Annotated in this window: 14 protein-coding genes and 1 tRNA gene; 8 read left to right on the top strand and 7 right to left on the bottom strand. The window is 58.0% G+C overall.

The features are described 5' to 3' along the window. Positions 1 to 5 precede the first annotated feature (5 nt). From OSC37_RS12335 to OSC37_RS12310, 6 genes are all read left to right on the top strand, one after another. Entirely contained in the window at positions 6 to 266 is a 261-nt protein-coding gene (locus OSC37_RS12335) for a DUF7577 domain-containing protein (RefSeq protein ID WP_267161742.1), read from the top strand. Positions 267 to 454: 188 nt separating this feature from the next. Then, complete coding sequence (locus OSC37_RS12330; RefSeq protein ID WP_267161741.1) at positions 455 to 1,141, top strand: RAD55 family ATPase; 687 nt, start codon at positions 455 to 457, stop codon at positions 1,139 to 1,141. 39 nt (positions 1,142 to 1,180) lie between these two features. Further along, entirely contained in the window at positions 1,181 to 1,600 is a 420-nt protein-coding gene (locus OSC37_RS12325; protein ID WP_267161740.1) for a DUF8057 family protein, read from the top strand. A 47-nt stretch (positions 1,601 to 1,647) separates the two neighbouring features. Further along, positions 1,648 to 2,421, top strand: coding sequence for a PHP domain-containing protein (locus tag OSC37_RS12320; protein ID WP_267161739.1), 774 nt, complete (start codon positions 1,648 to 1,650; stop codon positions 2,419 to 2,421). Between the two features lie 170 nt (positions 2,422 to 2,591). Then, positions 2,592 to 3,140 carry a hypothetical protein gene (locus OSC37_RS12315; protein WP_267161738.1) on the top strand — a complete coding sequence of 183 codons (549 nt, stop codon included), beginning with the start codon at positions 2,592 to 2,594 and terminating at the stop codon, positions 3,138 to 3,140. A gap of 98 nt (positions 3,141 to 3,238) precedes the next feature. Then, positions 3,239 to 4,381, top strand: a complete 1,143-nt coding sequence (locus tag OSC37_RS12310; protein ID WP_267161737.1) for a sensor histidine kinase — start codon at positions 3,239 to 3,241, stop codon at positions 4,379 to 4,381. A 6-nt stretch (positions 4,382 to 4,387) separates the two neighbouring features. Here the strand turns inward: OSC37_RS12310 and OSC37_RS12305 are convergent, their stop codons facing one another. From OSC37_RS12305 to OSC37_RS12285, 5 genes are all read right to left on the bottom strand, one after another. Next, positions 4,388 to 5,197 carry an ABC transporter permease gene (locus tag OSC37_RS12305; protein ID WP_267161736.1) on the bottom strand — a complete coding sequence of 270 codons (810 nt, stop codon included), beginning with the start codon at positions 5,195 to 5,197 and terminating at the stop codon, positions 4,388 to 4,390. Then, a complete protein-coding gene (locus tag OSC37_RS12300; protein ID WP_267161735.1) occupies positions 5,197 to 6,231 on the bottom strand; it encodes an ABC transporter ATP-binding protein in 1,035 nt (344 codons plus the stop codon). Before OSC37_RS12300 ends, OSC37_RS12305 begins: the two co-directional genes overlap by 1 nt. 138 nt (positions 6,232 to 6,369) lie before the next feature. Further along, positions 6,370 to 6,708: a 50S ribosomal protein P1 gene (gene rpl12p / locus OSC37_RS12295; RefSeq protein WP_267161734.1), complete on the bottom strand. Its 339-nt coding sequence runs from the start codon at positions 6,706 to 6,708 to the stop codon at positions 6,370 to 6,372. A gap of 2 nt (positions 6,709 to 6,710) precedes the next feature. Continuing rightward, positions 6,711 to 7,754, bottom strand: coding sequence for a 50S ribosomal protein L10 (locus OSC37_RS12290; protein ID WP_267161733.1), 1,044 nt, complete (start codon positions 7,752 to 7,754; stop codon positions 6,711 to 6,713). Between the two features lies 1 nt (position 7,755). Next, entirely contained in the window at positions 7,756 to 8,394 is a 639-nt protein-coding gene (locus tag OSC37_RS12285; RefSeq protein ID WP_267161732.1) for a 50S ribosomal protein L1, read from the bottom strand. 193 nt (positions 8,395 to 8,587) lie between these two features. Between OSC37_RS12285 and OSC37_RS12280 the strand changes: the two genes are divergently transcribed. Beyond that, positions 8,588 to 8,661, top strand: a tRNA-Phe gene (locus tag OSC37_RS12280). Positions 8,662 to 9,689: 1,028 nt separating this feature from the next. Here the strand turns inward: OSC37_RS12280 and OSC37_RS12275 are convergent. Next, a complete protein-coding gene (locus OSC37_RS12275; protein WP_267161275.1) occupies positions 9,690 to 10,868 on the bottom strand; it encodes an ISH3 family transposase in 1,179 nt (392 codons plus the stop codon). Positions 10,869 to 11,051: 183 nt separating this feature from the next. Between OSC37_RS12275 and OSC37_RS12270 the strand changes: the two genes are divergently transcribed. Further along, positions 11,052 to 11,513 (top strand): hypothetical protein, encoded by a 462-nt coding sequence (locus tag OSC37_RS12270; protein WP_267161731.1) that lies wholly within the window; start codon positions 11,052 to 11,054, stop codon positions 11,511 to 11,513. A 105-nt stretch (positions 11,514 to 11,618) separates the two neighbouring features. Here the strand turns inward: OSC37_RS12270 and OSC37_RS12265 are convergent, their stop codons facing one another. Continuing rightward, positions 11,619 to 12,215, bottom strand: a complete 597-nt coding sequence (locus tag OSC37_RS12265) for a hypothetical protein (protein ID WP_267161730.1) — start codon at positions 12,213 to 12,215, stop codon at positions 11,619 to 11,621. Positions 12,216 to 12,455 lie beyond the last annotated feature (240 nt).

Here is a 12,455-nt window from a genome sequence, read left to right as displayed (position 1 = left end):
GAAACATGGAAACCTGGGTGTGGCTGCTCGCGTACCTGCTCGGGTTCGCCCTACTCCAGTTGTACCTTTACCGGTATTTCATCAGGTCGACATCGACGGATTCGCGCGAGCGGACGACGCCACTCTCGGAAGGGAGTGGGCGGTCCATCAGCGCGACCAATGACGACCCAGACGAGGACCTCGTCGCCTGTGAGAACTGTGGCGCGTACAACGAGAGTCACCCGATGTACTCGTTTTGCCGGGAGTGTGGCGAGCGCCTCTCCTGACAGCAATGACAATAGGTGTCACTATTACCGCCGTCGCGGCCGCCTACACCGTTATGTACCGTGAAACAGTTCGTGGCGTGAGCACGAACGTTAGGCGTTGACTCGTAAAGTAGGAACCATGGCACATAGTTGTCAGGCGTAGGAACAAAGAGCAAACATCTATACTTCGAGCCGTCGTTACCCAGTATATGCGCGTTTCCAGTGGCGTCCCCGGATTCGACGAACTCGTCGAGGGGGGATTGCTGAGCGACCGACTCTACGTGATCAGCGGTCCGCCGGGCAGCGGCAAGACGACATTTTGTTCACATTTTGTCACACAGGGTGCAAAGCAGGGCGAAGAGTGCCTGTATGTCACCATGCACGAGACGAAAGAGGAACTGATACAGGATATGTCGAGCTTCGCGTTCGGCTTCGACCGGGCGATGCAGTCCGAGACGACCCAGTTTCTCAACCTCGTCACCGAATCGGGCAAGCGGACGATTACGCAGTTCGGGACCGAGGGCGGCCTAACAAACCGGCTCGTCGCGTTCATCAACTCGAACGACGTCGACCGCGTGGTTATCGATTCGACGATGTTGCTCCAGCACTTTTTCGCGGACGCAACAGAGGAAATTACTGGCTTCCTCTCGGCACTGAAACAGACCGACGCGACTGTCCTGTTGATCTCGGAGATGACCGACCCAAGTTCCTACTCCGACGAACACTACCTCGCCCACGGTGTCATCTTCTTCCACAATTTTCTCGACTCGAGCGGCATGACGCGGGGCGTCCAGGTCATCAAGATGCGGGGGACGGCAATCGACAGCGACATCCGCCAGCTCTCCTTCTCAGAGCAGGGGTTGCGGGTCCACCCAGACGAACAGGTACAGGGGTAACATGAACGAGACACCGGCGAACAGATATCGAGGAAAGAGATGAGCAAATACGAACGCGCGTACGGCACCGACTGGGAGAGTCTCGACGAGGACGAGGGAATGGAGCGGGCCTACGCGCTTGGCGTGGCGACCTCGCTTGGCGAGCCACTTCCCGACGAGCTGGCTGCCATCCGCGAGGAGATGGACACCGCCTACCAGCGCAGCGTCGTCGACCTTGCGTTCGAGGAGGGAGAGACCGAAGCGCTCGAAGTCGACGCAACGGCGACCGACGAGCCGGCGAAAGTGTGGGACGAACTTGTCGACGACGAGCCCGTCACGGTCGACCCCGACGACGTGCCGACGGGCGGTCGACAGGGACTGCCCGAGGCCGTCGACAAGTTCGGTGCGCTCGACCGGCCCGACATCGATTCGACCAACGTCGTTGACCTACCCGAATTTCTCCAGGAAGACGACGAGTAATGCCCACAAATCACAGCACCCAAACCCTTGACAGCCCAGCAACGGGTATGGTCGCTGCCGATCTTCACACGCATACGACGAACTCCGACGGCGAACTTACCCTCGAATCACTGCCGGACGCGGCCCACCGCGCCGGCGTCGACGCCGTGGCAATCACCGACCACGACCGCATCCATCCCGAGTTGGATGCACCGCTCACCGAGCACGACGGCGTGACAGTCATCCACGGTATCGAACTCCGCGTCGAGGTCGGCGAGTTCCGTGTCGACCTGCTCGGCTACGGCGTCGAGCCCACCGACGAACTTCGGTCGCTGGTCGACGGCCTCCAGACCAACCGCATCGAGCGCGGTCGTGCCATCGTCGAGCTGGTCGAATCGTACACCGGCGTCGAACTGGAGGTCGAAATCAGCGAGGGAATCGGCCGCCCACACATTGCCCAGGCAATCGACGAGAGCGAGGCCGACTACAATTACGGCAGCGCCTTCGACGAACTCATCGGCGACGGCCGCCCGTGTTTCGTCTCACGTGACATCCCCTCCTTCGAGCGAGGGCGCGATATCCTGCGGGACGCCTGTTCGGTTGTCGGGCTCGCACACCCGTTTCGCTATCCCGACCCAGAGGCTGCACTCAACCTTGTCGAGACCCTCGATGCCGTCGAGCGATACTACCCCTACGGCCGGGACGTAGACGACTCGTACCTGGCAGAGCTTGTGACAGACCACGACCTCCTCGTGACCGGCGGGAGCGACGCACACAACGAGAAACTCGGGCTGGCCGGTCTCGACCGCGAGGAGTTCGAGCAGTTCGCCGACCACCTCTGACCGAACTGTCCGGCTGTGACTCAGAGCTGGGATCACCCCTGCCAGTGCCATCTGTGCCTAGGCAATTGCGTCGCAATATTGCTACAGTACCATTCTATACCATTAGATGGTATTGAATACCAATCGGCGGAAGATTTATACGCTCGTGCCGCATAGTCGGTAATAGAACAATGACAGACTACACGACACCGATTACAGCGACGTTTGAACTACAGCGCCAGGCCCTTCTCCAGAGCCAGCGCGCAGTGGAGACCAGCTTCGAGTTCCAGAAGGAGATGACGACCGCAGCACTCGAGAGTCTCGACGTACAGGAGACCAGCCAGCGCCAGGCCGTCGAGTTCCTCCAGGACAACGTCCACCGCACGCTTGACGCGATGGAGGGTATCCCGGGCGCAGCCGGAATGACTGAGGAGGTCCGTGCGACGGTCGATGACCAGTACGCACAGCTGCTTGATACACACGCCGAGGCCTTCGAGACCATCGAGGACGAGGTCGACGAGGGCGCTGACTCCTACAACGAGATGATGTCGGAGTACCTCGACACCCTCGACGAGCAGCTCGAAACGCTGCTCGACGCCCACGAGGAGTTCGAGGACCACTCAGTCGAGGCGACCGAGCAGGTCAGTGAGCAGGTCGAAGAGCTCCAAGACCAGGTCGAGGACGTCCAGGCCCAGATTCAGGACGTCTCCGAGCAGGCCGCAGAGGCCATCGAAGCGTAGACTACGAGACGTATCGCCGGGTTTTTGTCTGCCGGTACGCTCAATTCGGCACAACACGGCTGCCCCGGTAACCAGTCGTTACTACTTTACAGACATTCATGCCTGACAGACACTCCAAGCGAGACTGTCGACAGCGGGAGAGTGTCATCGCAGAGGTCCAGCGAGCAACACAGGAGCTGTTGGTTGCGGAGACTAGAAAGGAAGTCGCACAACTCACTGCCGAGACAGCCGAACAGCTGTTTGGGTACGAGAGTATCGTCGTCAGGCTCGTCACCGACGCCGGCGTCCTTGAACCGGTCGTCGTCACGGAAAGCGCTGTGTTCGAGATGGGGGACCGGCCCAGATACGATAGCGGCGGTGAGACGCCGGTTGCACGGGCGTTTCGCCGTGAGGAGCCGCTACTGGTCGACAATATCGACGCTCTCGGCGACGAGTACGACCGCGGCACCGCACAGGCTGCTATGTATCTCCCAGTCGGCGACCACGGCGTGGTCAGTGTCACCTCACCGTCGGCAGATGCCTTCGACCAGCGAGACATCGACTTGGCCTCGATTCTGGCGTCGACTGCTAGCGCAGTCCTCGACCGCCTCAACAAGGAACGCGCCATCCAGCGACAGAACGAACGCCTCGAAACGTTCGTCGACGTTATCGCCCACGATATCCCGAATCACCTTAGTGCTGCCGAGTCGTGGCTGGATATCGTTCAGGAGAGCGGCGATGTCGATTCACTCGACCGTGTCTCGACGGCACACAGCCGTATCGAGACCGTCATCCGCGACATGGAGACCCTCGTCAACCAGGGAACACAGGTCAGCGACCCGGACTGGGTCGCCCTCTCGGAGGTCGTCGCCGACTGCTGGCGGCAGTGCTGTGTCGACGAACGTGACCGCGAACTCGTTGTCGACACGGAAATGGTGGTTCGAGCCGACCAGAGTCGGTTCGAACAGCTCGTCGAGAACCTGTTCTGGAACGCCCACGAGCACGGCGGCGACGATGTCACAGTCCGGGTCGGCCCCCTCGAACGTGGATTCTTTATCGAGGATGACGGTCCGGGTATCCCCGAATCCGAGCGCGACAGCGCCTTCTCGCCGGGCTATACAACCGCCAGCGGCGACCACGCTGGCTTTGGACTCGCTATCGTCCGCGAGATTGCTCGGTCGCACGGCTGGGAGGTTACAATTACCGAAAGCGAGGCCGGTGGTGCCCGATTCGAGTTTACTGGCATGACCATCGAAATCTGAACACGGTCAGTACTGGTCTAACAGTCCGTTTCGCCGGGCGCGACGCTGTGCTCTGTACAGACAGTAGTAGCCGACGAGCAGGTAGCCCGCACTTGTGGCGATTAAGAGACCGAGTTCTCTCGGCGCAAACTCCCAGAGTCGAACCCCATCGTCCATCGCCCGTCGGAGGAGATAGCTGCCGTGAGAGATTGGAAGCAGTTTGAGAACCGGATACGTGCCAGCCGGTGCGGCAATGAGCGCAACAAAGGCCCACTGGACGAGCTGGAAGACGTTATCGATACGCTTGTACAGCAGGGCCAGGCCGGCAAAGAAGAAACCGATACCGGTGATGGACGCGACTGTCAACAACCCCAGGGGCACCACAGTCAGTGGGTCGACAGCGAGCCACTCGCCCGACATGACCATCATCACCAACAGGAGGACAAACGCCCAGAGAAAGCTCAGGAGGATGTTCACCGCTGTCTTCGTCACCATCACCGTCCCGAAACCGTTCGGCGAGAGGAAGAGCCGTTCGAGCGTCCCCCATTGTGCCTCACGGGTGACGTTCCAAGAGAGTTGGGAGAAGGCAACGATAGCCAACGTCCAGACGAACAGTCCCACGATGATACCACCCAGCGAGTCGGTAATCGTGGGGCCGGCGACCGCCTGCCCGCCGAAGAAGATGATGCCAAAGAGAATTGCAAGCGTGAGAAATTGGGTTGCCGTATTCAGCGGATAGCGGACCAGGAGAATGAGCTGTTTACGGAGCACGACCCAGACGAGTGCGAGCAGAGACGGTCCGTCGCCGGTCTCGTGTCTCGTATCTGCGGTCGCCATTACTTCTCACCCCCCAGACCGTCGTCGATGACTCGGAGGAATACGTCTTCGAGGTCCGGATCGACAGATGCGATATCAGCAAGTTCCACTCCTGCGTCCTGGAACTGGTCCATCAGCCCGTAGAGCGTCTCGCTGTCGGCCCCAATACACTCGATTGCAGTCTGGCTGCCGTCCTGTTCGCACGTAATCTCGAACGCATCCCTGAGGCGTGTCTCCAGAGCCTCCGAGAGCGTGCCCTCGATGACGAACCGGTAGGACTGCGTCTCGAACAGGTCGACCAACTCGGTGGTGTCGTCGTCCGCGATGACGGTGCCGTCGTTGAGGATGATAACGCGGTCGCTGACCGCTTCGATTATGTCGAGATTGTGGCTCGTCAGGACGATGGTGATGTCTTCCTGCTCGGCTAGCCGGCGAAGTTCCTCGTGAAGGTCCTGGGAGGCTTCGACATCGAGCCCGAGTGTCGGTTCGTCGAGAAAGATAACGTCGACATCCCGCGCCAGCGTGCTCGCGAGCGAAACCTTCTGTTTCATTCCCTTCGAGAGTTCGTTGACGGGGGTATCAGCCCACTCGAGTAACCCGAGTCGTTCCAGTAATTCGTCGTGGCGCTCTCTGACCTTCGAGGGTCGCTCCCCGCCGAGTCCGGCAAAGTACTCTAGATTCTCCCGAACGGTGAGCCGCCAGTAGACGTTGCGGTCTCCTTCGAGCATCGCTCCGACGTGCCCGTGTGCGCGGGCAGGGTCGCTGTCAACATCGACCCCACAGATGGAGACGGTCCCAGCGTCGGGAACGATGAGCCCGAGCATCGATTTGATAGTGCTCGTCTTGCCGGCTCCGTTGGGCCCGAGTAACCCGACAATCGTTCCGCGTTCTATCTCGAAAGAAACGCCGTCGACAGCCCGCACCCCGGCCTCGTCGGAGCCGTACTGCTTCGTTAATCCATCGACGCTAATTACTGTCTCCCCGGCCGACGCCGCCCGCTCCGAGCGAGTGTCGTCGGTGCGTGCTCGCGGAGACTGTGCCGCGTGTTGTGCCATACTGCACGTGATGACCGTCGTGACTATAATATTAACCAGAATGACATTTCTGTAACGTGTGTTACTGAAAATTCGTTCTGTTCCGGGCGCGATAGCGGCCGCTGTCGAGGTGGTGTCGAAAGAAGGGGTCGAGTGACGTTACCCGAAGAGTTCGCCGAGGCCTTCGCCGGCGGCCTCGTCGTCATCGTCGTCTTCGTCGTCTTCGTCGGCGTCTGCTTCTTCTTCGGCTTCGTCCTCTTCTTCCTCGGCCTCGTCGGCCTCGGCACCGCCAGCGGCAGCGCCACCCGTGGCGGCCGGGACGGCGGCAGCCTCTTCGACTGCCTCGTCGATGTCGACGTCTTCGAGTGCGGCAACAAGGGCTTTGACGCGGGACTGCTCCACGTCAACGCCGGCCGCCTCGAGGACGTTCGTCAGGTTTTCTTCGTTGAGCTCTTCGCCGGATTCGTTCAGGATGAGTGCTGCGTATACGTACTCCATGGTTATCCAAACATCGCTCCGAGGGCGTCGCCACCGTCGCTGTCGTCGTCATCGTCGTCTTCGTCTTCGGCTTCTGCTTCGTCGTCAGCGTCGGTCTCGGCGTCCTCGGTGTCGTCGGGTTGGTCGTCGGTCTGTTCTTCCTCGGGTTCGGGCGCGTCGACGTCCTGAAGCTCTTCAGGCAGTGCCTCGGGGTCGTCGATGTTCGCGGCGAGCGCACGGACCTGCCCGTCTGCCTTGCTGATAAGGTCGGGCATCACGTCCGGGTCCTCGATGGCCGCGTTGAGTGCGAGGCTCTTTGCCTCGCCGGTGGCCTTGGACAGCTGGGCCGGCATCGTCTGTGCCGTCGGGAAGCTCGCGTTGAGTGCGAGGTTCCGTCCGAACGCCGCAGCCGTCTCGATGTCGCTGCGGTACTCATCGACGTCGAGTTCGAGGTCCTCGGGTTCGAAGAGGACACCCTCAGCGTAGACGCCGCGGAGGTCGAGGCCGACTTCCTTCGGTTCGATGCCGAGCTCCGAGAGGACGTTCGAGAGGTCACCAGATACCTCTTCGCCCGCGTCGAGCACCTTGGAGTCCTCCATCACTTTGATCGAGCCCTCGTCGATGCGTGCGTTCGCGCCGACACTCTGGAGTTCGCCCACGAACGGACCCGGGTCGACGCCCGTGTCGCCTTCGGGGACGATGATATCGTTCGGCGCGACCTCGCCCGCGTTGATGGGGGCAGAGGTCTTCGAGGCTTCGAGCTGCTGGTAGAGCCCGAACGGATTATCGTTGGTCCCGATGAGGCCAACCTGGCCGCTCACGTACGTCGTGAGCTGCTCCAGCCCGTCGTCGACCTCTTCGAGTGCGCGTTCGAGCAGTGTGTTACGCGAGACACGCAGCTCGGCGGTACCGTGCAGGTCACGCCGCATGTCCTGCAGCTGCCGGCTCGGGATACCCGTGATGGAGACGACGCCGACGCTCTCGTAGCGGGAGAGGAAGTCGGTAATCTCGTCGACTTCGTGGCGCTTCCACTCGGGAATCGTCTCAGTCTTGCGTTGTGTGCTCATCTCAGACCACCTCCACGGCCGGCCCCATCGTCGTCTTCACGTAGATGGACCCGATGTTGAGTGGGCCTTTCTCGAGGTCGGCCTCGAGCCGACGGATGATGACGTCGATGTTGTCGGCGATCTCGTCGGCGGACATGTCCTCCGCGCCGACGCGCGTGTGGAAGGTCCGCCGGTCTCCACTCCGAATCATCACGGAGTTTTTGAGTCGCTCGACCATCTCGACGACGTCGTCGTCGGGACTGATGGGGTCTGGCATCTTACCTCGCGGACCAAGCACGGTCCCCAGGTAGCGGCCGATGTCTTGCATCAGCCCCTCCTCTGCGAGGAAGAAGTCGGTGTCGCCTGCGAGGTCTTTGGCTTCGTTATCGTTGTCGCCTAGGTCGGCCAGTTCCTCCGGGCTGAGGACGTCATCAGCGACTTCCTCGGCACGGACTGCGGTTTCGCCGTCGGCGAAGACGACGATACTGGTCTCCTGGCCGGTTCCCTCCGGCAGGACGACGCTCTCATCAACTCGGTTCGATGGGTCGTTGAGGTCAATGTCGCGCAGATTGACTGCGAGGTCCACCGTCTCACGGAAGTTCCGGTCGGGTGCGTCCTCGATTGCGCGAGAGACTGCCTCCTCTATCTCCTGATCTGCCATTGTTCACCTCCGTAGTACGCCGTGTGGCTTCTACGGGTCAGTGAAACAGGACTACGCCTGTCTCGGCTGAAAAGACGCCAATGCGACACTTAAAACCGTCGAACTGCCCGGATTAGTGCGGTTGCGGTCCTCTCACATGGCGGCGGCCAATCGTAATTCTTTTTTTCGGGTCTGCCCGCATGCAGTGTTGCAGGCCGCCTTAGCTCAGACTGGGAGAGCACTCGACTGAAGATCGAGCTGTCCCCCGTTCAAATCGGGGAGGCGGCATACCTCTTTTTTCGCCTCGGGTTTCCTCGGTCGCCTCCGGCGACCTGCGGGAACCACTCGGCGAAAAAACTAGGTGAAAAAAAGCCGGAGCCTCGCTCCGCTCGGCTCCGGTGAAACCACGACTCGCTTCGCTCGTCGTGGTATGCCTGGAGTCGACTGACAATTGAGGCGTCCCTATCCCTACGAGCGATCAGTCGAAAAGACGACACCGACTCGGTTTAACGCTAGAGGCCGACACAGCAAATCGAGCAGAAATCTCGTCCTTCGTTCAAATCGAGGAGGCGACATGGTGAATTCCTCCGGAGAAGAATTTCGAAAGGAGACGACGAATTACAGCGATTTCTCTACGAGTTCCCGATTTAGATTTAAATATGGATTCACTCGCGTCTTCGGGAACTTCAGCCTACATTTGAGACGGAGTGCGCTTAGACCTTAGCGTACAAGAGCCGTGAGGACTCTGACTCTCCTCGAATCTACCAGTTATTCGGGCGCTCGCGCGGGAGAATTAGCTGGGAGAAGCAAGAAGGACATTCTCAGAGAGCCCCATTTTGATAGCAAGGAAATATCGAATCAAGGAGAACGCGGGTCAGAATGGCGCTGAGAAAATAAAACGGCAACAACGGTATCCGCACGAGAGCGTATCCGTTTTTTATTTATATTCTCTTTCATAACTGCAAATGAATGGTCGAAGCGCTACTCAAGGACGTTGGACTAGTGCTATTAGGTACGATTCTGGGAGCAGTTTTAGGCCCTTACGTTCGACGGCGCTTCACCCAGATAGAGAAGCGGAAAGAGGAGATATATCAACCAATGTCGGTACTTCACGAACGAGTCGACACAGCGTGATCTGAACGCCACAAACGAATCACTTTCTGTATGATTTTGGGGGAGATTCTCGCAACCACTGTGAAAGAACGGACGGCAGAAACGAGCTACCACACCAAACGGACGAGAACAGGCAATTTTACGCCGGTGCTGCAGAGAGCTGTCGCTGACGGATCCTCGGACAGGCCGTGGGCTGACCGCGGTCAGCCCGCGGCTGCCACCGAGCCGTACGTCTCAGGAACACCCACACCGTTCGCCTCGACGTACCAGCGTCGCTCTAACTCGTCTTCGAGTTCGTTCCGAATCCAGTCACAGAACGTCTTGAACGTGAACTCCTCCGGGAGGTCGCGCCCGCCCCGCCGCGGGCGGGCGACGACCGCCCATCGGAGCACGAGCCACAGATTCTCCAGCAGTGCCGCGACGAGCATTATCGCAAATCGCACGACGGGATCACGCGTTGTCGTGATCCCTCGTGCTTGCCGAAGCAACCGGTAACTCGTCTCGATGCCTGAGCGTTTCCTGTAGAGGCGTTCGACTTTCTTCGGTGACTTTTCAGCAACGCCACAGGCGACGTAGCCCCGAACAACCTCTCCGTGTTTGCCACGGTCGCCATTCTGGTAGGAGACTGCGACCGCGAGCGGGATCTGAAGCTCCCGCTCGCTGTCCTTGTACATGCGATAGGTCGTCATGTACGACTTGTGTACGTCGAGTTTGTCCTTCATGCGCTCACCTTTCTTGGGAACGTGAACGACCGTTGCAGCGATCTCACGGGAACGGCGGATGACGCGTTCGTTGTAGAACCCGCTGTCGGCAAGCAGGAGGTCGATTTCGAAGGGATAGTTCTCGACGCGGGCGAGCACGCGCTCGACCGCGTCGGCCTCGTCTTCGTCGTTGCGGACGTACGTCATCGCCAGCGTCACTGGCTTTTCGTTGGAAACGATGTACGCCGTACAGTATCGGTGACACGTTGTGGTCCCATCTTTGGGGGACATTGAACAGAGTTCGCCTTCATCGGCGTAGTGATCGCCGTGGTAGGGGTTATCGATAAAGTCGATGGAGACGATTCTCGACCGGTCAGCGTCGAGAATCGTCATAGCTAGGCGAGCGAGTAGGAGGTTAGCGACGAATTCGAGCCACTGCCGATTGAGTGTATGTAGCCACGTCAAGACGGTGTCGTCGCATGGTGTTCCGTCGGTGTCCTTGCAGGTTTCCCAAATCGAGGTCTGATTGGTGCAGGCCAAAATGACGACGAGCCAGATATCGCCGGGGTCGAGGGGGCTCCCCTCGACACCCGGCAACGGGAGTGGAGTGATGACCTCTTCCGCTACGTCTTTTACCTCCGACGCCGAAAGATAACCGTCTGGATTGGGGAGCTTGAACACATCCTAATCCAGACACTTTCTCGTGGTCAAATCAACGATTCAATCTAACCGATTACGCTGTTCGTGAAGTACCGAATGTATACTGAACTGAATGAGGTCACTTCTGGAGACCCACGTAATTTCCCCTTTAGCGATGAGTTTCATTCACACTGGAACGATATTCCTGAATATCGAAAGGAGAATATGGACCAGCAAATCAAATCTCAGCTCGAAGAGTATTCCTCCGAACTTGATACACTCAATGACTTCCTTACGGGGATTGAGCAATCGCTTGCATCCAGAGTTGGCGAAGCCGAGGAGTTAGAGGAGACTGAAGGTGGCGTGATGATTTCCTATACTACCCCTGATGGAACCCCAACACGCCTACCCCTCGATACTTTCACAGAAAAATTTGGTCCAGTCCTCCTAATCGCAGATTCACCAGCCGAGCTTCGAGATTTGATGATAGAATATTTGGAGAGTCAACGTCGGCATCCATACCTCCCTCTACGGGAATTGGATATGGACTACTTCAATCTCTATTACCAAGCCATCAACGAAGGGGTCGCGGAGGCAGAGGAGACATCTGGGTATTTGAATGACCAAATTGAGAAGGTTTCAGAATCCGCGAATCAGATCCTAAAGCGATTATCGAAGAAGGTCTAATTTCTTCATCTCGCTCCTCTCCGTAGCTCTGAGTGATCTCTCCCATGATAGCAACAGGAATTAATCGAATCGGGAGGGGCACAGCTTAGGATGACGCTGAGGAGCTTATTCAGAATTGAGGATGATAACCTCCTTCTCTACAGGACCATACTCAACAGACCCGATATTGCGGGGGAGGTCCCATCGCCAAATGCTGAATTCGGAGGAGTCAATTGAAACAGATACTCTTAGCAAAACCTCATAGTCTCCCATTGAATCTCCATCGACCCGTCCATCATCAATAACCCAACTGAAGCTCCTCCTAGCATCCGAGTCCAGAGTAAACTTCACGAAATCGTATTTCCGCTTTGGACCAACCGAAAGAGGTTCAGACAGGTCCATCTCTTGAATCTCCATTTGCTTTCCAAAGTCGGCTTCACGTAATGGCTTAGGGAGGGTTTCTCGCGGATTCATAATTCGCCAATCAGTGAGAAATTCGCCTTTGACGCTAAGAGTCTCCTCACCCGAATTCGCAATCGAGAGGGCGAATTTTGTATTATCCTCTGTGTATTCTGAATAGCAGAGGCGTTCTCTCGGGATACCAAACACCTCATATTTACCGCTGAATTCGATTGCCAGAACCGTGTCATCCTCATAGTAATCTGGAGTCCGGGTTGTGACTCCTCCATATTTCCTATCTGAGCTTCCTGGGTAGAATATCAACTGCACATCTGGAGTATATAGATGGTAATGAGCTTCCGAATTAGGAGGTCATATCGGGCAAAGAGACCCAAGAGGCCGACAAGAAAAGCGAGTATAGTCAGAATTTCCCAAAAGGAAATCATATTTTCTAATCAGGAGCCATTCAACTTCAAAGCATCTCTCTGCTCCTCTCCGTAGCTCTAAAGACATACTCCTTACCAGCAATAGGAATCATCAAGTCGAGGTTAGCGCCAATGAGAG

This window comes from Halovenus salina, from assembly GCF_026410925.1.
GTDB lineage: Archaea > Halobacteriota > Halobacteria > Halobacteriales > Haloarculaceae > Halovenus > Halovenus salina.
This window is presented reverse-complemented; position numbering and strand designations above follow the sequence as displayed.